Annotated in this window: 22 protein-coding genes; 10 read left to right on the top strand and 12 right to left on the bottom strand. The window is 60.5% G+C overall.

Annotated features, from left to right (window positions below; translation table 11 throughout):
* Positions 1–97: 97 nt before the first annotated feature.
* Complete coding sequence (locus ASD32_RS23790) at positions 98–985, bottom strand: SDR family oxidoreductase (RefSeq protein WP_060640506.1); 888 nt, start codon at positions 983–985, stop codon at positions 98–100.
* Positions 986–1,143: 158 nt separating this feature from the next.
* Between ASD32_RS23790 and ASD32_RS23785 the strand changes: the two genes are divergently transcribed.
* Entirely contained in the window at positions 1,144–1,548 is a 405-nt protein-coding gene (locus ASD32_RS23785) for a helix-turn-helix domain-containing protein (RefSeq protein ID WP_060640505.1), read from the top strand.
* A gap of 82 nt (positions 1,549–1,630) precedes the next feature.
* Entirely contained in the window at positions 1,631–2,920 is a 1,290-nt protein-coding gene (locus ASD32_RS23780; protein WP_060640504.1) for an NAD(P)/FAD-dependent oxidoreductase, read from the top strand.
* Here ASD32_RS23780 and ASD32_RS23775 read toward each other — a convergent pair.
* Together ASD32_RS23775 and ASD32_RS23770 are read right to left on the bottom strand one after the other, a co-directional pair.
* Positions 2,863–3,864 (bottom strand): helix-turn-helix domain-containing GNAT family N-acetyltransferase, encoded by a 1,002-nt coding sequence (locus ASD32_RS23775; protein ID WP_060640503.1) that lies wholly within the window; start codon positions 3,862–3,864, stop codon positions 2,863–2,865. The genes ASD32_RS23780 and ASD32_RS23775 overlap by 58 nt on opposite strands.
* A gap of 65 nt (positions 3,865–3,929) precedes the next feature.
* Positions 3,930–4,649 (bottom strand): aspartate/glutamate racemase family protein, encoded by a 720-nt coding sequence (locus tag ASD32_RS23770; RefSeq protein ID WP_060640502.1) that lies wholly within the window; start codon positions 4,647–4,649, stop codon positions 3,930–3,932.
* A gap of 173 nt (positions 4,650–4,822) precedes the next feature.
* On the opposite strand from ASD32_RS23770, the gene ASD32_RS23765 reads away from it, so the two are divergent.
* Together ASD32_RS23765 and ASD32_RS23760 are read left to right on the top strand one after the other, a co-directional pair.
* A complete protein-coding gene (locus tag ASD32_RS23765) occupies positions 4,823–5,287 on the top strand; it encodes an Lrp/AsnC family transcriptional regulator (protein WP_060640523.1) in 465 nt (154 codons plus the stop codon).
* 110 nt (positions 5,288–5,397) lie between these two features.
* The gene (locus tag ASD32_RS23760; RefSeq protein ID WP_060640501.1) at positions 5,398–6,693 is read left to right on the top strand and encodes an NAD(P)/FAD-dependent oxidoreductase; all 1,296 of its coding nucleotides are present in this window, start codon (positions 5,398–5,400) and stop codon (positions 6,691–6,693) included.
* A gap of 67 nt (positions 6,694–6,760) precedes the next feature.
* On the opposite strand, the gene ASD32_RS23755 is transcribed toward ASD32_RS23760, so the two are convergent.
* Entirely contained in the window at positions 6,761–7,816 is a 1,056-nt protein-coding gene (locus ASD32_RS23755; protein WP_060640500.1) for an SDR family oxidoreductase, read from the bottom strand.
* Positions 7,817–7,911: 95 nt separating this feature from the next.
* Here ASD32_RS23755 and ASD32_RS23750 point away from each other — a divergent pair, with 95 nt between their 5' ends.
* Positions 7,912–8,817, top strand: a complete 906-nt coding sequence (locus ASD32_RS23750; protein ID WP_060640499.1) for a LysR family transcriptional regulator — start codon at positions 7,912–7,914, stop codon at positions 8,815–8,817.
* 14 nt (positions 8,818–8,831) lie between these two features.
* Here the strand turns inward: ASD32_RS23750 and ASD32_RS23745 are convergent, their stop codons facing one another.
* Together ASD32_RS23745 and ASD32_RS23740 are read right to left on the bottom strand one after the other, a co-directional pair.
* Positions 8,832–9,143 carry a hypothetical protein gene (locus tag ASD32_RS23745; protein WP_060640498.1) on the bottom strand — a complete coding sequence of 104 codons (312 nt, stop codon included), beginning with the start codon at positions 9,141–9,143 and terminating at the stop codon, positions 8,832–8,834.
* A 16-nt stretch (positions 9,144–9,159) separates the two neighbouring features.
* Positions 9,160–9,609, bottom strand: a complete 450-nt coding sequence (locus tag ASD32_RS23740; protein ID WP_060640497.1) for a hypothetical protein — start codon at positions 9,607–9,609, stop codon at positions 9,160–9,162.
* A 271-nt stretch (positions 9,610–9,880) separates the two neighbouring features.
* Between ASD32_RS23740 and ASD32_RS23735 the strand changes: the two genes are divergently transcribed.
* A complete protein-coding gene (locus tag ASD32_RS23735) occupies positions 9,881–10,531 on the top strand; it encodes a TetR/AcrR family transcriptional regulator (RefSeq protein WP_060640496.1) in 651 nt (216 codons plus the stop codon).
* A 49-nt stretch (positions 10,532–10,580) separates the two neighbouring features.
* Positions 10,581–11,600 (top strand): ketol-acid reductoisomerase, encoded by a 1,020-nt coding sequence (gene ilvC / locus ASD32_RS23730; RefSeq protein ID WP_060640495.1) that lies wholly within the window; start codon positions 10,581–10,583, stop codon positions 11,598–11,600.
* 282 nt (positions 11,601–11,882) lie between these two features.
* On the opposite strand, the gene ASD32_RS23725 is transcribed toward ilvC, so the two are convergent.
* Both ASD32_RS23725 and choX read right to left on the bottom strand, forming a co-directional pair.
* Positions 11,883–12,914 carry an alcohol dehydrogenase catalytic domain-containing protein gene (locus ASD32_RS23725; RefSeq protein ID WP_060640494.1) on the bottom strand — a complete coding sequence of 344 codons (1,032 nt, stop codon included), beginning with the start codon at positions 12,912–12,914 and terminating at the stop codon, positions 11,883–11,885.
* A complete protein-coding gene (gene choX / locus ASD32_RS23720) occupies positions 12,911–13,852 on the bottom strand; it encodes a choline ABC transporter substrate-binding protein (RefSeq protein ID WP_060640522.1) in 942 nt (313 codons plus the stop codon). The genes ASD32_RS23725 and choX overlap by 4 nt, the downstream gene beginning before the upstream one ends.
* A 110-nt stretch (positions 13,853–13,962) precedes the next feature.
* On the opposite strand from choX, the gene betI reads away from it, so the two are divergent.
* On the top strand, positions 13,963–14,598 hold the full coding sequence (betI, locus tag ASD32_RS23715; protein WP_060640493.1) for a transcriptional regulator BetI: 636 nt from the start codon (positions 13,963–13,965) through the stop codon (positions 14,596–14,598).
* A 102-nt stretch (positions 14,599–14,700) separates the two neighbouring features.
* Entirely contained in the window at positions 14,701–15,930 is a 1,230-nt protein-coding gene (locus ASD32_RS23710; RefSeq protein WP_060640492.1) for a PLP-dependent aminotransferase family protein, read from the top strand.
* 89 nt (positions 15,931–16,019) lie between these two features.
* Here the strand turns inward: ASD32_RS23710 and ASD32_RS23705 are convergent, their stop codons facing one another.
* The gene (locus ASD32_RS23705; protein ID WP_060640491.1) at positions 16,020–17,639 is read right to left on the bottom strand and encodes a sulfatase-like hydrolase/transferase; all 1,620 of its coding nucleotides are present in this window, start codon (positions 17,637–17,639) and stop codon (positions 16,020–16,022) included.
* A gap of 208 nt (positions 17,640–17,847) precedes the next feature.
* Entirely contained in the window at positions 17,848–19,518 is a 1,671-nt protein-coding gene (locus ASD32_RS23700; protein WP_060640490.1) for a M20/M25/M40 family metallo-hydrolase, read from the bottom strand.
* Positions 19,519–19,692: 174 nt separating this feature from the next.
* Here ASD32_RS23700 and ASD32_RS23695 point away from each other — a divergent pair, with 174 nt between their 5' ends.
* Positions 19,693–20,109 carry an Lrp/AsnC family transcriptional regulator gene (locus ASD32_RS23695; protein ID WP_060640489.1) on the top strand — a complete coding sequence of 139 codons (417 nt, stop codon included), beginning with the start codon at positions 19,693–19,695 and terminating at the stop codon, positions 20,107–20,109.
* Positions 20,110–20,122: 13 nt separating this feature from the next.
* Here the strand turns inward: ASD32_RS23695 and ASD32_RS23690 are convergent, their stop codons facing one another.
* Complete coding sequence (locus tag ASD32_RS23690; protein WP_060640488.1) at positions 20,123–21,169, bottom strand: aldo/keto reductase; 1,047 nt, start codon at positions 21,167–21,169, stop codon at positions 20,123–20,125.
* Between the two features lie 108 nt (positions 21,170–21,277).
* Entirely contained in the window at positions 21,278–23,179 is a 1,902-nt protein-coding gene (locus tag ASD32_RS23685; RefSeq protein WP_060640487.1) for a hypothetical protein, read from the bottom strand.
* Positions 23,180–23,185 lie beyond the last annotated feature (6 nt).

The following is a 23,185-nucleotide window of genomic DNA, read 5'->3' as shown; positions in this document are numbered from 1 at the left end:
TGGGAGCAAGCTCAATTTCCCAATTGGCCTGCAGAGTTGTGAGATGAGACCTTTGTCAGCAGCCTGACGGCTCCGCATAAAAGGAGCCCTTTGTCATTTATCCGAGCAGCACCGCTTTGCTGGCAGCCAGAAAATCTTCCAGCGTGGTCAGTGGTGCGCCCGAGAGCTTGCCGGCATCAGTGGTGACGAGGTCGATATGGCCTTCGCGCGTGTTGGTATCGAAGGATACGATGACGGGAATGATGAAGTCCGGCATGCCGGCACCCTTCAGACCGCCTGCCAGCTGCTCGTCGGTGACATCGATGACGTCGAGCGGCTTGCCGGTCACTTTCGAAACAAGGGCTGCGACTTCGCCGGTGGTGCGCTTCGTTTCGCCGGTCAGCGTATAGACGGTGCTTTCGGTTGCGCCGGATGCGAGCGCGTTTGCGGTCGCCTTGGCGATATCGGCGCGGGCGATATGGGCGAGCTTGCCCTGGCCGGAGGCGCTATACCATTTGCCTTCTGACAGCGCGTGCGGCAGAGCCATGAACAGGTTTTCCATGTACCAGCCATTGCGCAGGATCGTGTAGGCGATACCTGTTGCCTTGATCGCATTTTCGGTACCGAGATGATCCGGCGCGAAGGGAATGACCGAGGTTTCCGGGTTGGGCATCGAGGTGTAAAGGATGTGCTTGGCGCCGGCCTTCTTGGCTGCCGCGACGGCTGACAGATGCTGGCGCAGGCGCTTACCGGGTTCGTCCAGTGCGTCGGTGGAGATGATCAGGATGCGGTCGGCGCCCTTGAAGGCGGCATCCAGCGACGCGGCATCATCGAAATCGGCGGCGCGGGTCTGGACGCCCTTTGCCGCGTAATCGGCCAGTTTTTCGGTGTCGCGGCTGGTGGCGATGATATCGGCAGGGGCGACCTTGCCTGCGGCCAGAAGTTCATCGAGGACGAGCCGGCCAAGCTTGCCGGTGGCGCCGGTGACGAGGAGAGTTTCGGACATGATGGTTCCTTTGTGTGTCAAGTGACGTCGGCTTGTTGCCGAAGCATCCCGTTTGAGATATGGTTCCGAAATGAGACCTTCTCTTATTTCGTCATCTGCCGGCGGATGTAAAGGAGGCAGTTTTTTCTACGGTGGTTACGTGAAGGATACCGAGCCCCATGAACAAGATGACCGGAAAGACCGAAGGCGAGCGCGTGATCGTCGTCATGGGCATGGCGTTTTCCCGTGAGCAATGCCCGGTCCGTGACGTCATCGACAATATCGGCGGCAAGTGGAATACGCTGATGATCCTGGCTTTGGCTGATGGCCCCATGCGGTTTTCCGCACTGCGCCGTCTCATCCCGGATATTTCCCAGCGCATGCTGACCCAGACGCTGCGCGACCTGCAGCGCGACGGCTATATCGGCCGTCAGGTCTTTCCGACGCAGCCGCCCAGCGTCGAATATAGCCTGACCCCGCTTGGCCAGTCCTTTCTCGTGCTGGTGAAGGGGCTCGTGGATTGGTCGGTGGAGCATCATCAGGCGATCCGTTCGGCCCGAACCGAATATGATGCCGCCGCGTGAAAAGCATGTGTCTTTCCCGGCTGGACGGTGCGTTGCGCCGGCTGTTAGAGATGCGGCCGGGGCGCTATCCGGATAGGCATGGATGAAACAGATCGATATTGGTGTGGTGGGGGCGGGGCCTGCGGGACTGGCGGTTGCGCTTTTTCTCACGCGGGCCGGTCACCGCGTTGAAATCCTCGAACGGTTCGACACCCCGGCGCCGGTTGGCTCCGGCCTGTTGATGCAGCCGACCGGTCTGACGGTGCTGGCAGCCCTTGGCCTGTTCGACACGATCCACGCACTCGGCAATCGCATCGACCGGCTGCACGGCGCCGATGCCGTCAGCGGCCGCACGGTTCTCGACGTGCGCTACGACGCGGCACCCGGCGGGCGCTATGGGCTGGCGGTGCAGCGCGCGGCTCTGTTCAACTCGCTGCATGATGCGGCGGTTGCGGATGGCATTCCGATCCGCACGGGGATCAATCTGGCTTCGACTGTGCAGCATGGAGGGCGTGCCGAATTGCGGGATCAGGCGGCACGGGTGGTTGGTGCTTATGATCTGGTCATCGATGCCAGCGGCGCGCGCTCGCTGCTGGTGGCGGGATCGGAGCGTGCGCCGCACATTCGCGACCTGGCCTACGGCGCCTTCTGGGCGACGCTGGACGGTGCGGGTGCGCACTATGATCCAACCGCGCTGTCGCAGCGCTATGACAAGGCCAAGGTGATGATCGGGTTGTTGCCGGCAGGCCGCGCCAGCCCTGGTGATCCCGATAGGGTGGCGTTTTTCTGGAGCCTGAAGATTGCCGATGTCGAAGCGGTCAAGGCGGCCGGTCTGTTGCGGTGGAAATCGGTCATCCGCACTTACTGGCCGGACTGTGAGCCGTTTCTCGATCAGATCGGCGATTGGGAGCAGCTGACGCTCGCGCGCTACACGCATCGCACTGCGCTGCCGCCCTATAGCGGCAATCTGGTTTTCATCGGCGACAGCGCCCATTCGACCAGCCCGCAGCTGGGGCAGGGCGCCAATATGGCGCTGCTTGATGCGGCTGCGCTCAGCCATGCGCTTGAAACGTCCGGCGATATCCGCTCGGCGCTGGCCGCCTATGCCTGGGCCCGGCGCAATCATGTGCGGCTGTTCCAGCTGTTGTCGCTTGCCTTCACGCCGTTCTACCAGTCGGATTCCGCTGCGATTGCCTGGATACGCGACCGGCTGGTCTCGACCATTGCCAAAGTGCCGCCCATGCCGGGCCTCTTGGCCGCAATCGTCGCAGGCACCGTGATCGATCCGTTCAAATCCGCCGGGCTGACGGAGCATGACTGGCTTTCGAAGCCCTATCAGGCGGATGGAGCTGTGCCGGAATCTGGGGCCGTCAGGTCCAGCGCCCAGATCTGACCGTTGAGGTCCTTGCCGAACGAGTGGTGCGGCTCTTGCCGCTCCAGCGTGAACCCGGCGGCGACATAGATTTTTCGTGCGGACACGAGAATATCATTGGTCCACAGTTCCAGCCGCCGGTAACCGGCGTACTTGGCAAAGGCGATGCATTCATCGACCAGTCTCGTGCCGAGACCTTGGCCGCGCGCGGCGGCTTCGACGCTGAGAAGGCGCAGCTTAGCCGTCCCTTCGCCGCTACCCTTGACCAGAAAAATGCTGCCGAGAAACACGCCGTTGCGTTCTGCGATCCAGCAACGTTCGCAGGCGGGATCGAAATTGCGGATGAAGGCAGCGCAGATCTCCGCGACCAGCGCCTCATATTCGCCGTTCCAGCCATAGGTCTCGGTATACGCCTTCGCCTGGCTGGAAATCACCATGCCCATATCGCCGATCCGGTGCGGCCGGATGGTGATGGGAGCCTCGGTGCTGCTGGCGCCGGAAAGCAATGTTTGCACCAAAGCCATGGCGGCAGCGAGATCGCGGCGGCCTTCTTCTGCGATCGGCTGCAAAAGCGCAACGATGCGTTGGCGCGACCGTTGCGCAAGGTCGGTTGCGACCCCGCAGCCGCGCAGCGTCAGACGCAGCAGGCGGCCACGGCCGTCGGCCGGGTCCTTGGTGGTTTCGAGAAGACCGGCATCGCTGAAGGATTTGAGCATGCGGCTGAGATAGGCGGGGTCGAGCGACAGCTCCTCCGTCAGCCGGGACGCCGAGGTGGTACCCTGGGCTGCAAGCTCATAGATCACGCGCGCCTCGGTCAGCGTATAGGGCGTGTCCATAAAAGCGCGGTCGAGCACGCCGATCCGGTTGGTGTAGAACCGGTTGAAGGCGCGGATCGCTTCGACCTCGTCGTCGCCAATGTCAGTAAAGGCCTGATGGGACGCAGCGGGCAGGCTGTGTTGCGGCATGGCATTCTCCTTCGAACGCCATGATCGCAATTTATTTGACTGAGTCAAGTATTATGGGGCGGACTTCAAGCCGCTTTTTTGCCGCCCTGCGACACGCCTTCGAGCGCGAAAGCGACTGCGGCATCCGCGTGGATGGCGGTGGAATCAAAGCCGGGCAATGGCAGGTTTTTCGGGTCCAGGATCAGGCAGATCTCGGTGCAGCCGAGAATGATGGCGTCGGCGCCCTGGCTTTTCGCCCCCTCGATGACTGCCATCAAAGCCTGGCGGGAACTGTCGCGGATGATGCCGGCGCAGAGTTCGCTGAAGATGATGTCGTGCACGAGGGTGCGGTCCTCGGCATTCGGCACCATGACATCGACGCCGTCGGCAGCCATGCGGTTGGTATAGAAGCCATGCTCCATCGTGTAGCGCGTGGCTAAAAGCAGCGGACGCTTGATGCCGGCGGCCTTCATCGAGGCAGCCGTTTCGTCGATGATGTTGATCAGCGGCACGGCGATTGCGGCCTGAACCTCGTCGGCGATCAGGTGCATCGTGTTGGTGCAGATCAGGACGCAGGAGGCGCCGGCGGCTTCCAACCCTTGTGCGACCTCGGACAAACGCCGGGCGGCGTCATCCCAGCGCCCGGCCTTCTGCATATCGACGATGGTCTGGAAATCGACGGAATGCAGCATGACTTCGGCGGAATGCAAGGCACCCAGCCGTTCGCGCACGGCTTCGTTGATCATCCGGTAATAGACTGCCGAGCTTTCAAAGCTCATTCCACCGATGAGGCCGATCTTGCGCATGATGCTGTTCCTGTACCGCTGTGTTTGTTTATGCGCAGATTGTCACTGATACCAGACGGAAAGAGTTCGCTTTGTTGCGTGACATCAGCGGCGTTTGCGCGTATTTTTTGCGCGATTTTAAATCGTGGCGCAAATATTTCTCGTTTACGCCCATGTGCCAGGGAGAGCAGGGCGTGCTGGACGAAAGAGACCGGAAGATTCTGTCATTGCTGCAGGAGGATGCGAGCCTGTCGGTTGGCGACCTCGCCGACCGCGTCAGCCTGTCGATCTCCGCCTGTTCCCGCCGCATCCAGCGGCTGGAGGAGACCGGTTATGTCGCCCGCCGGATCGCGGTTCTCGATCGTGACCGGATGGGAGTGCCGACCACGGTCTTTGCGCTGATCAAGACCGCGCATCATTCCGACGACTGGATCGACATCTTTCGCAAGGTGATTGCCGATATCCCCGAGATCGTCGAAGCGCACCGGCTGACCGGCAATTACGATTATATCCTCAAGGTCGTCCTGCCGCGCGTCGAACATTACGATGTCATCTACAAGCAGATCGTCCGCAAGGTCGAACTGTTCGATGTCTCGGCCTCGATCTCGATGGAAATTCTCAAGAGCGGAATGTCGGTGCCGGTCGAATATGCGCGATAGATGCCGATAGAGTTACCGGCCGGACGGCGCAGGGGTGTCATGCCGAAAGCACAGTTGTATATCTCCCGTGCAAGCTTAGAGATTAAACTGAAAAAACAGGAGATCGGATCATGCCGCAGGATAGTCTTCACCATGTCGTCGTCATCGGTGGCGGGTTCGGCGGATTGCAGCTGGTCAAGGATCTCAAGGGTGCGCCCGTCAGGATCACCCTGATCGACCGGCGCAATCATCACCTTTTCCAGCCGCTGCTCTACCAGGTCGCGACGACGCTGCTGGCAACATCCGAGATCGCCTGGCCGATCCGGCGGCTGTTTCGCGACAGGCCGGAGGTGACGACGCTTCTGGCTGCGGTGGAAAGCGTCGATCCGGTGGCCAAGACCCTTGCGCTGGATGGCGGCGAGATCATCGCTTACGACACGCTGGTACTGGCGACAGGGGCGACGCATGCCTATTTCGGCCATGACGAATGGGAGCCCGTGGCGCCGGGTTTGAAGACGCTTGAGGATGCGACCACCATCCGCCGCCGTCTGCTGCTTGCCTTCGAGCAGGCCGAACTGGAGACAGATGCCGAGGCGCAGGCCGCACTCTTGACTTTCACCATCGTCGGCGCCGGGCCGACCGGCGTCGAGCTTGCGGGGATCATTGCAGAGCTTGCGCATGTCACCCTGCCGCAGGAGTTCCGCAATATCGATACGCGCAAGACACGGGTGATCCTTGTCGAGGCGGGGCCAAGGGTTTTGGCGAGCTTCGCCGAGGAATTGTCCGTTTATGCGCAGGGTGCGCTCGAAAAGCTCGGTGTCGAGGTGCATACCGGAGAGCGTGTGACGGACTGCAGCGCGCAGGGCGTGATGATCGGCGAGCGGTTCATCGGCAGCCGGACGATCGTCTGGGCAGCCGGCGTGCAGGCTTCACCTGCTGCCAAGTGGCTCAACGTCGCGGCCGACAAGGCAGGCCGCGTCATCGTCGAAAAGAACCTTGGCGCACCCGGTCTTGCCGATGTCTTCGTGGTCGGCGATACCGCCTCCGTCATTCAAGACGACGGCAAGCCGGTGCCGGGAATTGCGCCGGCTGCCAAGCAGCAGGGCGCCTATGTGGCCGGGGTCATCAAGGCGCGGCTGGCGCTAAAGCCCAGTTTGCCCCCCTTCCGCTACCGCCATCAGGGCAGCCTTGCGACGATCGGGCGGCGCTCGGCGATCATCGATTTCGGCCGGTTCAAGCTGAAGGGCGCGCTCGCCTGGTGGATCTGGGGCCTTGCCCATATCTACTTTCTGATTGGCACCCGCAGCCGCTTCGTCGTCGCCTGGAGCTGGCTGTGGATCTATCTCAGCGGCCAGCATACCGCCCGGCTGATCACCCAGAAGGAAACGCTGCCGGCGCCGCCAGCCGGGAATGATCAGGGCAGATAGCCGCGACACAGATGAGATGTTGCGGGTTGCGGCCATCCGGATGCCGGATGGCCGAAGCATCGTTGGATTACGGAATGATCCGCTGGGCACGCATCTCGCGGAAAACCGACAGGAACATCTCGTCGGTCTGCACGTAGCCGTGAAAGCCCAGCCGCCGTGCCTTGCTGCCATCGGCAAAGAAATCGTAGTTCCAGCTGAACACCGCATCGCCGAAACCCCAGGACGAGACGGCCTCATAGGGGTGATCGGCAAGCCCGTATTTTTCTTTCATCGTCTGCCAGAGTGCGGCTTTGTCCGCCATCACCCCATGGAGCGACATCGGCAGCGGTGCCGCCGTCTCCATGTCGAAAAAGCGGGCGATCTTCGGCCACATCTCGTTCCAGCGGAACAGGTCGCCATTGGTGATGTTGAAGGCCTGGTTGGCGCATTGCGGATGGGTGGCGGCCCAGACGGTTGCCCTCGCCAGAAGGCCGGCATCGGTCATTTCGAGCAGCGTATCGTAGGCGCCGGGCTTGCCGGGGAAGCGCAGGGGCAGGCCGAGTTCCTTCGACATCGCCGCATAGAGCCCGATCACCATCGCCAGGTTCATTGGATTGCCGGTGGCGGTGCCGATGACGACGGAGGGGCGCAGCGCCGACCAGGTCCAGGACTTGCCCTGCTGCTGCTTTTGCAGAAAGGCCTGCTGGTCCATGTTGAATTCCGGCGGCATGTGATTGTCTTCGTCTTCGCGGGCCGGCGTCTTGAAGGGGCCGAGATGGGCGCCGTAGACCTTGTAACCCTGCATCAGGCTGACATGGGCAAGGTTCCGCGCCACTTTTTCGATTGTGGTGACGGTATTAACCAGCATGGCAAGATTGGGCGCGACCAGCGCCGCGAAGGTCGGGCGCTCCTGGTAGGCGGCGTGGAAAATGTGAGTCACGCCCGTGAGATCGGCGAGTTTGTTCAAGCAATCTGTGGGATCGAGCAGATCGACGGAGATATGCCGGATCTTCCCGGTCGATTGCCCGCCGCGCCGCGACAGGCCGATTACCGACCAATCGTTCAATGTTTCGAGATGCCGGGCGAGATTGCCGCCGATGACGCCGTTGGCGCCGACGATGAGTGCGGTTTTGTGCTGGTCCATGACAGTCTCCTATGTGTCGATGGATCAGATATGGACGCGCGCCGATTTGAGAACTAGACAACGCTAAGGCATAGGATTTGTGAGGTGACGGCACAATGGCGCGGTTCGATATCAATCGCTCCGGCGAAATGGAAGTGTTTGTGCGGGTGGTCGATCTCGGTGGCTTCTCGGCCGCCGCCCGTGATTTTGCCATGACGCCGTCTGCGGTGAGCAAACTGGTGACGCGGCTGGAAACCCGGCTGAACGCCCGCCTGGTCAACCGCTCGACGCGCAAGCTGCAGCTGACGCCGGAAGGCTGCCGCTACGACGAACATGGCGTGCAAGTTCTGGCCAATCTCGATGAGGCGGAGCGGGCGGCTGCTACCCCCGACAGCCCGAGCGGCCGCATTCGCGTCAGCACCAATGTGCCATTTGCCCGCCACATGCTATTGCCGGTGCTTCCCGAATTCCTGGCGCAGTTTCCCGAGGTCTCGCTCGACCTGTCGCTCACCGATCACGTCGTCGATCTACTTGACGATCGCACTGATGTCGCCGTGCGGGCGGGGCCGCTTAAGAGTTCGGCGCTGATGGCGCGCAGGCTTGGTGCCGTGAAGATGCATATCACTGCCGCACCCGCCTATCTCGAACGCAAGGGCATGCCCCGGCATCCCGGCGATCTGGCTGATCACAATCTGCTCGGTCCGAACTATGTCCGCGCAAGCGGCGGCTGGCCATTCTGCATCGATGGCGTGGACCGGGTGATCAAGCCGGTGGGCAGCATCCAGGCGAGCGATGGCGAGGCGTTGCGGGAATTGGCGCTGTCGGGCGCCGGGTTAGCGCGGCTTGCGGATTTTCAGGTGCGGCGCGATTTCGCGGCAGGCCGGCTGTTGCCTGTTCTGGAGGCATTTGCGGCATCAGACAGCGAAGAGGTGCACGCGATCTTTCTCGGGCAGGGCGGCCATATGCCGGCGCGGGTGCGGGTGTTTCTCGATTTTCTGGCCGAACGCTGCCGGGTTGGCTGAGGTCGCCCTGCTCATCAGGGCTTCAGGCGTTTGCAGTCGAACATGTCGCCGCTGGCCATCGACAGCCATTGCATCGACGTTGGCGTGACGCTTGAAAGGCCGATCTGGTAGTTGCCGTCGAAGGAGAGGATATAGTTGCCGTCCTGCTTTTCGACCTTGCGGATCGGCATCGGCCCTTCGCCGGCATCGTAGCTATCCACCGTGAAGCTGAAGGTCGCGACGTCGCAATCCCAGCGCCCGGCATAGGGCGCGTCTCCGGCGGCAAGCACCGGCGTTGTGGTGGCAAGAGCAATGACGGCTATCGACGCGATAATATCAAAGCGCATGGTTTCCCCCAGGCGTTCAATTGTTGATGCTGATCACGGCCCAATGGGACGAACTGCAATCACCGGTGTCGCAGACATTGCTCATCCAGACGGCACCGTCGGCCAGCATCACACCGTCACTGTTGACGAAGAGCTGTGCGAAGCTCTGGCCGGCGACCGCATCGCGGGTATCCTGCGTCACCAGCGTGTCGAAATTCTCGATGAAATCGTCGGCGTTCTGGATCTCGTAGCTTTCGCCATTGGCCGCCACCCGCAGCGGATATTCGGCAAGTCCGGCGATCGTTGCCGCGTCATCACTGCCCATCGCTTCCACGAGGCTCAGCAGCGGTTCGCTGAGGTCTCCGGCATTGCCATGCAGGGATTCGATGCGGTTATAGACCTCCTCGTCGGATTGAGCGGCGGCGGCTACGGGGAAGAAGGCAAGCGTCGCCGACAGGAGCAGGGCTGATATGGGCAGGCGGGGCATGAAAACTCCGGGCTATAGTGTGTCTGGGGCCGCACACTAGCCGAGCATACCCCGAAACGGAACGGGACCTGATGGCGCTGAGGTGTCCATTTTTGGGGCTGGCGGTGATTATTCTTTCGACCTTGAGGGGGGCTTCTGTTTGCGGTGTGGAGGGTTTGTTTGCGCTTTCTCTGCTTCCTCAAATTCCATCGCAAACGGGGTTGACCGGTCCAGCTCTTTGCGGCATAAGCGGCGAACCGTACCGTACGGTACTGTTGATAAGGACGATTTCTTGCAGCTTGCCGCCCACCCGCACCAGCCGGACTATTCGCCGCGCCAGAATGATGTTCTGGACAGCGCGCTGCGTCTGCTGGTCGATGGCGGCGAGAAGGCTCTGACGACGGCGGGCGTGGCGCGGGCGGCCAACTGCTCGAAGGAAAGCCTGTATAAATGGTTCGGCGATCGCGACGGTCTCCTGTCGGCGATGATCGGCTTTCAGGCCAGCAAGGTCCGGACCTTCGACGATACCGCCGAAACGCTGACATCAGTGACTTTGCAGGAGCATCTGGTGCTGTTTGCGCGCGACCTGTTGGAGGTTTTGGCCGGCGATGTGTCGCTGGCGCTCAACCGGCTGGCGATCGGGCAGGCGAGCCGCGATGGTTCCAAGCTTGGATCCATGCTGCAGGAGCGCGGCCGCCGGCAGATCGGCAAACGGGCAGGGGCGCTGCTCGAAGCGGGTCGCGACGCCGGACTGCTGGTGTTCGATGGTCGCGACGATGCCTATGATACGCTCTACGGCCTGATCGTTTCCGACCTGCATCTGCGCATGCTGCTCGGTGAGGATAGCGGCCGTTTGGCCAAGGATTTCGGCCGCAGAGCGCAGAAGGCGGTATCCGCCTTTCTGCGCCTCTACGGCAGTGAAAAAAGTTCGGCACAGTCCTGAGGGCGGCCGGAAGAGTTTAGAAGAGACAAGCAAAGGGAAGGAAATTACAATGCGCGTCTATTACGATCGTGATGCTGATCTCAACCTCATCAAGTCCAAGAACGTCGTTATCGTCGGTTACGGCAGCCAGGGCCGCGCGCACGCGCTGAACCTGAAGGATTCGGGCGCGACCAACGTCGTCATCGCGCTCAAGGCCGGTTCCGCCACCATCAAGAAGGCCGAAGCCGATGGCTTCAAGGTCATGACCGTTGCCGAAGCCGCCAAGTGGGGCGACCTGTTGATGATGGCGACCCCGGACGAACTCCAGGCCGACATCTACAAGGCCGACATCGCTGGCAACATCCGTGATGGTGCTGCCATCGCCTTTGCTCACGGCCTCAACGTTCATTTCGGCCTCATCGAGCCGAAGGACACGCTCGACGTCGTCATGATCGCACCAAAGGGCCCCGGCCACACGGTTCGCGGCGAGTACCAGAAGGGCGGCGGCGTTCCCTGCCTCGTTGCCGTTGAAAAGAACGCTTCGGGCAACGCGCTTGATCTCGCTCTCTCCTACGCCTGCGGCGTCGGCGGCGGCCGTTCGGGCATCATCGAAACCAACTTCAAGGAAGAGTGCGAAACCGACCTCTTCGGCGAACAGGTCGTTCTGTGCGGCGGTCTCGTCGAGCTGATCCGCGCCGGTTTCGAAACGCTGGTCGAAGGCGGTTATGCGCCGGAAATGGCCTATTTCGAGTGCCTGCACGAAGTCAAGCTGATCGTCGACCTGATCTATGAAGGCGGCATCGCCAACATGAACTACTCGATCTCCAATACGGCAGAGTGGGGCGAATATGTCTCGGGCCCGCGCATCATCACGGCGGAAACGAAGGCTGAAATGAAGCGCGTTCTCACCGACATCCAGACCGGCAAGTTCACCTCCGACTGGATGCAGGAATACCGTTCGGGTGCAGCCCGCTTCAAGGGTATCCGCCGCATGAACGACAACCACCAGATCGAAGAAGTCGGCGCCAAGCTGCGCGGCATGATGCCGTGGATCGCCAAGAACCAGCTGGTCGACAAGGCCAAGAACTAATATTGCTGCAAAGCAAAATTAGCGTATTGCACTTGCGTAATACTGAAGAGGCCGGGGGTATCTCCCGGCCTCTTTCGTTTTTACAAGTAATATTTGGAAAATTGCCAGTTTAGGAGTATTCTATTCGCCAGGAGGATACTGCTATGACAACGTTCTTCTATCATTTCGCCATGTTCGACGCTTTTATCGTGGGTGCCATCGTGCTCCTGATCGGATTGAGCATGGTCGGGCATCACGAAGCCTGATGCCCTGATCGCCTTTGCCCGGCTCTAAGGGACGGTCCTAATAGGTGATGACGAAGCGGCCGGCGGCCTTGCCTTGGTCGAGTTCGCTCAGCGCGCGCGAAACGCCCTCGAGCGCGATCGGCACGATGTCGTTCTCCAGCGGTTTTGCAGCGTGAAGGTCGACGACCGCGCGCATCTCTTCCCGTGTTCCAACGCTCGTTCCCGTGATGACGACGCCGGTTGCCGTCAGCCATTCCTGGCTGACCGGGACAGGGTCCGGCACCAATGCTGCCGCGACGATACGGCCGCGTGGCCGGATCGCTGCTATCATCGGCGCCCAGGTTGCGGCGGTGGGGGCGAAGTTGATGCAGACATGGCTTTTGTACGTGGGCGTACCCAGCGTTTCCGTCAGCGCACCGTCGGCGAGCAGGGTGAGGGCTGCACCGTAGCGGCTTGCAAGCTCAAGCTTGGCTGGGTCCCGGTCGATAGCGATGACGCGTGCGCCAAGCCTGGCGGCAATCTGGACCGCGTAGAGGCCAAGGCCGCCACAGCCGAAAATCGCACAGGTTTCGCCAGAGCGAAGGCCTGAGCGTTTCACCGCGCCATATGCGGTCACCCCGGCACACATGATCGGTGCCAACGCCACCGGATCGAGGCCATCCGGTAACGGGACGGCATAGGCGGCATCGGCGATCACATATTCGGCAAAGGCGCCCGGCACATTCAGGCCATGCGCCCGCTGGTTCTGGCAAAAGGATTCCATGCCATCCGCGCATTCGTCGCAATGGCAGCAGGTATCATGCAGCCAGGGCACGCCGGCGCTGGCGCCGATCTGCCAGCCGGTGACGCCCGGCCCGGTGGCAAGGACGGTGCCGACACCCTCGTGGCCGAGGATGAAGGGGACGGGATCGGATGGCGGGCGGACATGCCCTTTCCAGATGTGCACATCCGAATGGCAGACGCCGCAGGCCTTCAGCTTGACGAGGATCTGGCCGGGGCCGGGTCTCGGGACGGGGACTTTGCGCTGTTGCAGCGGCGCGTCATAAGCTTCAAGCACCGCCGCATTCATGAAATCCTGGATAACGCTCACGGCTGAAGCCCCAGGGCGGCCTGCACTGCGGCAAGGGCGGGCGCGCCGTCGAAGGTGGTGACGCCGGCAAGCCAGCTGTTAAGCTTTTCCGGATGGTCCTTGATCATCTGCTTGGCAGCGTCTTCCGCAGACAAACCCTTGTTCGAAATCAGGTCCATGCCGACATTTTCATAAGTGAGGTCGAACACCAGATTGGCAAACAGCTTGGCCGTATTCGGGCATTCCGCCGCATAACCGCCGCGGGCAATGGTGCGCACCGTCGCGCCGCCGAAATTCGGACCATATTCCTTGTCGCCGCCGGAGAGATAGGTCAGGTCATACATCAGGTTCATCGGGTGAGGTTCCCAGCCGAGGAACACGACCCAGTCCTTGGTCTTTGCCGTCTTGGCCACCTGCATCAGCATGGCTGCTTCGCTGGATTCGACCACTTCCCAACCGGCGAGCTGGTGGTTTCCGGCGGTGATCATGTCGAGCAGCGGCTGGTTCGATCCCGGTTCGATCCCATAGATCTTCCGGTCGAACTTGTCGGCATGGGCGGCGAGATCGTCATAGGATTTGACACCGGCCGCAGCGACATAGGTCGGGACCGCAAGGGTGAATTTAGCGCCTTCGAGATTGGTGGCCAGCGGCTCCACCGACTTCTCGTCGAAATAGGCCTTGAACTGCTCGTCCTGGACCGGCCGCCAATTGCCGAGGAAAATATCGAGCTGCTTGCTCTTGAGCATTTCATAGGTCACGTTGAGGCCAAGAAGCGTCTGGGTGGGCTGGTAGCCGAGCGCCGTCAACATGACGGCCGCTGTGGTGTTGGTCAGCGAGATATCCGTCCAGCCCAGATCCGACATGCGCACGGCGCGGCAGGATTCCGCCTCCGCGGCATGGGCCGAAAGCGGCAACAGGGTTGCGCCGAGCGCGGCGAGAGCAAGCTTGCATGCGTTCATATCCATTCCCCTTTTTTTAGGTATTGCTGGAAACGATAGGTCAACAATATTTTTTGTCAAAATAAAAATTTGTTAGAGCGTACAAAAAATCTTTCAGATATTGAAAACGCATGAGCGCACAACCGAAAAAGCAGAAGAAACGCATCGAGGAAATCCGCCGCATCGAGCTGATCGAGGCGGCCTACCGGATTTTCATCAAGGATGGGCTTAAAGGACTGACGACCACGCGCATATGCCAGGAGGCTGGCATGTCGCAGGGGATTCTGACCTATTATTTCAAGGACAAGGACGAGGTCCTGTTCGAGATGGTCCGCCATGCAAACCGCATCCTGATGGATGATGTGGTCGTGCGGCTGCGCGGCGCTGTTACCCGCTGGGACAGGATCATTGCGGTGATCGACGGTAATTTTCCGGAAAGCCGGTTCGAGCGCACCACGGCCAATGCCTGGGTGTCGTTTTACGCCGCAGCCGGGCATAATGCGCGTTATGCCCGGCTGCAAAGGCTGTTTTACCGGCGGCTTCATTCCAATCTGGCATCTGCGCTGGTGCCTGCGGTGGAGCGGGCTGCAATCGATCCGTTCGTGCTCGGTTTTGCCGCCATGCTGGATGGCATATGGCTGCGGCGCGGACATTCGGAAGAGGATATCAGCCTGTCGCAGGGCAAACAGTTGCTGACATGCTACACGCAGAATAGTCTGGGCGCCGCCGCTGTCGAGCGCCTGAAGGCGCTGCCGGTGGCCGGCTGATCGCAGAAAATGCATCTTCACGCCTCAGTATAGGTCAGCATTATTGACTTAATAGGCGCGGCGTGATGTGCTCCGCAAAAAGCATAATCTGAGGAAACTTCCATGCTCGATTGGGAAAATATCTTCGCGACGCGGTCTTCACGGATGCGCGCCTCGGAAATCCGCGAATTGCTGAAACTGTTGGACCGTCCCGACATCATCTCGTTTGCTGGCGGCATTCCGGATCCGGCGCTGTTTCCGGACGAAGAGTTCAAGACTGCCTATGCCGATATTTTCGGTGGCCCGACGGTGAGCGCCGCGCTGCAATATTCTGTCAGCGAAGGCTATCTGCCGCTGCGCCAATGGCTGGCTGGCCGGATGGCCGCGATCGGCATCCCGTGCGAGCCGGAGAACATCCTGATCACATCCGGATCGCAGCAGGCACTCGATTATCTCGGCAAGCTGTTCCTCTCGCCCAACGATACGGCACTGGTCACCTGGCCGACCTATCTTGGCGCGCTGCAGGCGTTCAATGCCTATGAGCCGTCTTATGATCAGCTGTCGCCTGGCGGCAACCGCACGCCGCAGACCTATCGCGATGTGGCAGCGGAAGCCGGCGGGCGGGTGAAATTTGCCTATATGTCGGCCGAGTTTGCCAATCCTACTGGCGAAACGCTGGATCTGGCCGCGCGCGAAAAGGTCCTCGATCTTGCCGAGGAGCTGGATATCGCCGTGATCGAGGATGCCGCCTATCAGTCCTTGCGCTACGACGGCGAGGCCGTTCCGCCGATGCTGGCGCTCGAGATCGCCCGCAAGGGGTCAATCAACGACACAAGGACGATCTATTGCGGCAGTTTCTCCAAGACTCTGGCGCCAGGGCTTCGCGTCGGTTTCGTGGTTGCGGCCATGCCGATCATCCGTAAGCTGGTTCTGATGAAGCAGGCGGCCGACCTGCATTCCTCAACCATCAACCAGATGGCCATCTGCCATGTGGCCGAGCGCGGCTTTGACGCGCAGGTCAACAAGATCCGGGCCGTCTACAGCAAGCGGCGCGACGCCATGCTGGCAGCACTTGGAAAATACATGCCGAACGGTGTCAGCTGGACGGTTCCGGAAGGCGGCATGTTCGTCTGGCTGACTTTGCCGGCGGGCATGGACGGCGCCGACCTTCTCGCCAAATCGCTGGTCACGGCCAAGGTCGCCTTCGTTCCCGGCAAGGCCTTCTTCGCCGACGGCTCCGGCGCCAACACGCTGCGCGTCAGCTTCTCTTGCGCCGACGAGGCCATGATTGAAGAAGGCATCTCCCGCCTCGGCCGCCTGATCGGCGAAGAGGCGGCAGCGATTGCTGCATAGTCCCGCTCAATCAGAGCGTTGATATTGGGGCATCGCTGAGCACGTTGCCCCAATATTTGGTATTTTAGCCGCTTCTGGAAGGCTCGCTTCTACATGCTGGGTTCGATCCCCCACAGCCGGTCGCGCACCGCATAATCTGACAGAATTGCATCATTCAGCCGGTTCAGCCCCATTTGCCCGGCCAGTGTCGTTTGACCGGACAAAAGAGAAACGCCAAGGGCCGCTTTTCGGCCAGGAAGGGTGTAGCCGAGCGCTTCCAGCAGTGTCGGATAGGTATCGACCATGGTTGCTGCGGTTGCGTTGAGCTGGGGCGCAAGCCCATCCTTCAGGAGGATGAATGTGTTTTTCCGGTCTTTGCTTTTCAATTGCCGGTAGATTTCGTTGCGCATGGCGAGATGATCACTCTGAACGACGACGACTGTGTTCTTCAGAAGACCTGTCTTGCCCAATCTGTCGATGAAGGCCTCAGCAAGTTTGTTGGTGCAATAGAAGGCTTGCAACGTTTTGTTTGGCAGCGCCATGACATCGGGATTGGCAAGACAGCTGCGCGAGATGTAACCCGCAGGGCTATGTCCGCCAATGGTGGTCATCGTCACACCAAAGGGTTTTTTCAAGCCGGACAGGGCGGTGATTTCTTTGAAGGCGGCATCGAACAGATCCTCGTCGTCGATACCCCACGGATTGATGGGCACTCCCAGTGCGTTGACACGTATAGGGTAGTTTGCCCCGATCTGTTCGTAGCCAATTCCCTTTTGATAGCTATGCGCGCTTACGAATCCGTCGGTTCCGGCAAATTCAAGCTTTGCGCCCTTCATAAACGTCAGATTATAGCCGTCACGGACCAGAATATCGCTGAGACATACGGCTTTTGGAAGCAGGGCATCAACGTTGCCAAAGTCATTGCGGTCGATCGCGCCCAAGCCCAGCAATGGTGTTCCGCAGTTGCTGGCAACATGGCCCGCGAGTGTCCAATTGGTCATTTCCGATTCGGCGATGCCGGTTGCCGAGAAACCCCGGTTTTCCAGACGTTTCAAAGGCGATGCCGCTTTTCCAAACAGGCTTTCGTCCCAAAGGGTCCGCTCGGTGCTTTCGAGATAGATTTGGATCAGATTGGGTTGCTGGCCTTGCGGCCTCATAGCCAAGGAAGCATCGCTGAAATGGTCCATGAGGTTGGTTTGATCGGAAGCATTGGCGCGCATGACATGATCGCCAATTCCAAGCGTAAACGGATTAAGCAAGAGGCAAGGAACGGTCAGCCAACTGCCAAGCGTCTGCATCCCGTGATGGCCACGCGCGGCCTGCCGCCAGCATACAAACACCAAGATGAACGGCAGCAATTCCAGCGCTATCTGAAACGCCACAGAACTCACAACACCGTTTGATTCCATGTCGTATTGAAAATGGAACAGGATCGGAGCAAGGGAGAAATAGCCGAAAATCCGCACGAAGACATACCAGATCATCAGCATCGATAGCGGGATCAAAGGAAGCCACCACCCGCTGGTTGGGCGTCCGTTGGACAGCTTCCTGCCAAAACCGGCGGCGATCAAGATGAGGAACAGAAGCGGAAATCCATAAAGGATCAGTTTTTTGTCCTCGTCCAATGTTTTCACGGCAATGTTGAGGACCGCGATTGCAAATATCGCCGCCCAGATCATCCAATAAGGACGTGTCGGTTCCGACCGGTCCGCCTTCCAAAAAATCCACATTTTGTAAATTTCCGCAATCTATCGTAGTGATAACATTGCGGGAATTTAAGGATGAAATACTAACGGCGGGTTGAAATTTCAACCGTGACGATTGCTTTCACGAAACGCATTGAAAAAACTCTATCGAATGTCCCTGCGGTGCCATTGGTCTGATGCAAGTGAATTGTTGCCGTGACAGCGCAAGCAGCCGGTAAAGTCAGCCAGCCGCTTAATCTTCCTCTGAAAGGCAGGCGAGAGCCGCCTCGTAGATGATGTCGGGCAGGATTTCGAATGTGTAGGGCATGTGGACGCGCTCCCATTTCTGGTGGTAGTCGCGGCCCCAGGGGCCGATATTGACAACGGGATAAGACAGAAGTCCGTCTGGTGCCTGGTCGACGAAGGCCGAGCAGGGGGTGTTGTCTGAAAGAAGCTGTGTCTGTCCGGCGGCTGGCCGATGGCCGAAGAAGCTCATGTCTGAAATGCCGGCGAAGAACTGTTTGGGCTTGATGCTTGTCTTGTGCCGTTTCGCGCATGCCGTGGCGGCCGCCATGATGGTGTGTTCGAATGTTCTGCCGTGGTCTGCGGCGCTGTCCAGATGCACGCGCGGATAGTGCAGTGTCGAAAAACCGATAATCACCAGCGGGCCTTCGAGGCCGGCTTCGGCGAGCGTTGCCGCAACGATCTGGCGTGTGATCGATAGCGGGTCTTCGCCGTCTGCCAGCGACTGGTCGAGCGCCCTTAGCCGGGCAACTGCCGCCTCTCCGCCATGCAATAGGGCAAGTTGGTAGAGCTCGGCATAGGTGAGGACCTGTCCCTCATGGGATTCTGCGCGGCCCGAACCCTGGCGTTCGAAGAAGGCTTTTGCGTTGCGCGCCTGCGCATCCAGCGCCGTGCGCACGGCTGCGGTGGCAAGGGCGTGGAACGCGGTCAGAACGTCTTCCGGCGTGCGCTGATGCGTCAGCCAGTTGAATGACAGCCAGACATGCGCCGGGGTCGTCACCTCGTAGCCGTGGCGGACGTCTTTGGCCTCGAGGCAGACCGGGGCGGGGGAGATCTCGCCATGGGCTTTGTCGCAGAGGGCGCTGTTCATCTCCATGGCTCGCATGATTTCGGCGCCGATCAGATGGGCGCTGACGCCGTCGAAGGCATAGCCGGCATGGGTGGGACGGCCGGCGACGAAAGCAAACGGCGAAAACTTGCCGACCGATCCGAGATAGACGGCGCGGCCTTCTTCGCCGTCGCCATCATCGCCGCTGGCATCGAGATTGATGCCGCCGATGATGTCGAGATCGAATTCTTGCGCAATCGTGGGCAGGGCGTCGCGCAGGGACCGCATGCCGCGCGACCGGTTTTCCTCATCCGGCGTTGCGACGAACAGCAGATTGCCGGGCGGTTCATCCAGTTCCGCAAAGCGCTCCAAGGCGGCAATGCCGGCGGCCAGGCCGCTCTTCATGTCGAGCAGGCCCCGGCCGGCCAGGAAATTGCCGGTCAGCAAATCGGCCAGCGCATTTTCTTCGGCCGGATTGCGGGTCTTCACCGTGAGCTCGTCGATCAGGGCTGCAGTGAGGGCTTCCGGTTCGCAGGCAAGCGAGACCAAGGAGCTGTAATTGGCAATCGACACCGTGTCGAAATGCCCGGCGAGAACCAAGCACCGGCGGCCTTTGCCGCGCACCAGCGCCAGCACATTCTGCCGCGCCGGCGTTCCGTGGCTGTCGATGGCCAGAAGGTTTTCCGGATGCTTCTGGAAATAGGATGTGGCGCCGAGCAGGTCCGTCAGGCAGCTTGAAAATGCGGCTTCGCCATCGCTTTCCGTGACACTCGGCCAGCGCGTCATTTCAATCGAAAGCGCGCCGGCGCGGGACAGGGAATTGCGAAGGGATGGTCGGTCGGCAGACGGCATTTCGGTCTATCCTCTAGCTTTGCGAATGGCCTCATGGGATCAGGCTTATGAACTCTAGCGGGCGGCCCCTTGAAGCGAAATGGCAATTTTATGGAAATATGCTTGATATTTTTGGCGAAATGACAGGGTATGCTGGCATAATGACACGAGGCGTACGATCGAAGGCATGACGTCATGGACAATACCGACCGCCGCTTGCTGGCAATCTTGAGAACCGATGGCCGCGCTTCGATCTCGAAGCTGGCGGAGCTGTTGAAAATATCGCGCGGTACGGTGCAAAACCGGATCGACCGGCTCACCGCCGATGGGGTCATAGCCGGCTTTACCGTGCGCATTGCAGCGGCCGAAGACCCGCACGCCGTCCGCGCCGTCATGCTGATCGAGATTACCGGTCAGAAAACCATCTCGGTGGTCAAGGTGCTGCGCGGCATCCCGGAGATCCGGGCGCTGCACACGACCAATGGCGCCTGGGATCTGGTGGCCGAAATCGAAACCGAAAATCTGTCCGAATTCGACCGTGTCCTGCGTCATGTCCGGGCTCTGGACGGGGTCTCCAAATCCGAGACCAGCCTGTTGCTGACAACGATTTGAGAAGGCCTAGCGCCTATACATGCGGTCCAAGCAGGGACAGATCAGCCTCTCCAAGCCGGTCCTTGGCCGTGCGGACCTGGTGCCAATAAGGGTAGAGGATCGGCGGGGCGCTGACATCGTCGAGGCGCTGGCGTTCGTCTTCGGTGAGGATCAGTTCCGCACTGGCGAGATTGTCCTTGAACTGGGCTTCCGTACGGCCGCCGATGATGACGGAGGTGACGGCCTTGCGGCCGATCAGCCAGGCGAGCGCAACCTGCGCGCCGGAAACATTGCGGCTTTCGGCGATCTCGACGAGGACATCGACGATATTCCACAACCGGTCCTCATCACGGATCGGCGGTTCATCCCATCCGGCCAGCTGCCGCGAGCCTTCCGCCGTCTTGTCGCGGCGGTGCTTGCCGGAGAGCAGGCCGCCGGCAAGCGGGCTCCAGACAAGCACGCCGAGCCCCTGATCGATGGAGACCGGCAAAAGCTCGTATTCGGCTTCGCGGGCTTCGAGCGTGTAATGGATCTGCTGGCTGACGAAACGCTGGCGATGCTCAGCCGCGCTGACGCCGAGCGCCTTCATGATATGCCAGCCGGAAAAATTGGAGGAGCCGATATAGCGCACCTTGCCATGGCGCACGAGCATATCGAGCGCTTCCATGGTTTCTTCCAGCGGTGTGAGACCGTCCCATTCATGCAACTGATAGAGGTCGATGACATCGGTCTTCAGCCGCTTCAGGCTCGCCTCGCAGGCGCGCACCAGATGATGGCGCGATGATCCGGCATCGTTTGGACCTTCGCCCATCGGGAAACGGGCCTTGGTTGCAAGCAGCACGCCCTCGCGGCGCTTGCCGATGATCTCACCGACGATTTCCTCGGAGACACCCTGCGAATAGACATCCGCCGTATCGATCAGGTTGACGCCGGCATCCAGAGACATGTCGACGAGCTTGCGGGCTTCCGCAACGCCGAGGTCGCCGACGGTCTTGGCCCAGCCCTTGCCGCCAAAGGTCATGGTGCCGACGGTCAGTGCCGAAACCTTGAGGCCGGAGCGGCCGAGAAGACGATAGTCCATGGTGATGTCCCGATCTGTTTGACATGCGAAGCCCAGGCTAAGCTAGTCGCAGTCCTGCGAAATGGAAGAGGTGGGCCGTTGACCACCCCCTGATTTTCCCATCGCCGTTCAGTCCTTCGCCAACACGATGACGCGGTCGGCGGCGTTGTATTGCAGCTTTGCCGACTTTGCCGGATTGACCGTGACTCCGCCGAGGCGGCGCTGGTCGGCGTCTTCGTCACGCTGGCGGCGGTAGCCGATCGCCACTTCGCCGCGCCGCAGGGCTGCCAGGCAGATCGTGTAGAAGGTGACGGGTTCGTTGATCGAGACGTAATCGCTGACCGGACGCATGTAGATTTCCGATCCGTCCTCATCGAGCAGCTCGTCGAAGATCGCGGCCATGCGCTCGTTTTCCGACGCCTGTGCCAGCATCAGGCTGACCAGCTTGTTGCTGACGACGAAATCGTCGGCGCGGGTGACCTCGGCCAGCTCGCGGTTGCGCACATCCGTCATTTCGCTGACGACGCTGATATGGCGGCCGGCATGTTCGGCGATCTTGCGCAGCTGCAGGAGGGTGACCAGCGTGCGGGTGTCGGCCGGCTGCGGGGTCATATGGTCGCTATAGCCGAGCACCAGGACGTGGTCGTAGCTTGGAATATCCAGCGCATCAAGCTCGGCGCGGTTGCTGGTATCGACGATGCGGTAATCGACGGCCATATTGCCGCTGGCGACCTTCAGGGCCGCGATATCGTCTTCAAGCTCAGGCGTATCGGCGGCGATTGTCAGCAGCGAGCCCGGTGCGACGTATCGCGACAATTCGAAGGTGATGATCGGTCCGCGCCGGTTCCAGCCGAGCAGGAGAGTGCGCTCCGGTCCCTGCTTGCGTGCTTCCGGTGCCAGGATCGCGTCTTTCTCGATATGGATGTCGTTGCCGCCGGATTTGATGGCGGCATCGTCCTCGGCGATGATGACGGCGCGTTCGCCCGGTTTGAAGATGCGGCCGGGCGGCGGGTTGAGATGAACCTTGCCGTCCGCATCGCAGAGGCCGATCAGCGTCGATGTTTCATAGGCCATGACAGCGGCGGCAAAGCTCTTGCCGGTGATGTCGGGCTGCTCCAGCGTATAGATTTCGCAGCCGTCGAAATCGAGCAGCTCGGAATAGACGGCGCTCAGGCCGGACTGGCGGCTGGAATGCACGACGATGCGCGAAATCAGGTCGTCGGCCAAAATGAGCTGCAGCTCGTTGCCGCCGACGATGCGGGCCACTTCGGCATTCTTGCTGTTTCGGATTTCTGCGGCGATCTGGTAGGGCTTGGCGCGGCGGCCGGGGGCGTTGACCAGTGCCAGCACGCTCTTGATCACCTGCGAATCCGGATCGTCGCCTTCGGGCGACAGAACGATGACGGAGCGCGAGGTTTCCGGATTGACGATATTGAGGTCGTAGAGGTCGGTCGGATCGCCGCTGCGGCAGATGATCCTGGTATTCTTGAGGTCTGCCACCTTGGTGGCGATCTCGTCCTCCATCTCGACCTTGTCCTTGCTCGCCATGATGACGATGCGCGGCTTCTTGCGGCTGCTATTGGCGATCACCAGTTCCGAAATCACGTCGAAGATCGAGGGCGACCAGTTGAGAATGATCGTGTGGTCGTTTTCCAACACCTGCGAGCGGCCCTTGCGCAACTCGTCCAGCTTGTTTTCAAGGCCTGAGCTCAAGACGCCGATCAGGGCCGAGAAGACGAAGATGCCGGCGATGGTCACAAACAGCGAAACGCCGCGAAAGCTCCAGCCGAGATCGCCGCCCATCGTTCCGGCATCCATGGTGCGCATCAGCGATTCCCAGGCGCCTTCGATGAAGCTCACCGGCTGGCCACCTTCCGGCGCGATCTGGGTCAGCGCCAGGAACGCGCCGGCGATGATGATGACGATCAGCGAGATGATCGCCAGCCAGCCGATCAGCGCGATCGATCCCGCCGCCATGCTCTTGTCGAACTCATAGCGCAGCCGCGCGCCCCATGACGTTGTCTTGCTCATCGATGT

The sequence above is a fragment of the Rhizobium sp. Root483D2 genome, assembly GCF_001426685.1.
Classification (GTDB): Bacteria; Pseudomonadota; Alphaproteobacteria; order Rhizobiales; family Rhizobiaceae; genus Pararhizobium; species Pararhizobium qamdonense.
Note: the sequence above shows the minus strand (reverse complement) of the source record. Positions and strands in the feature narration are given on the sequence as shown.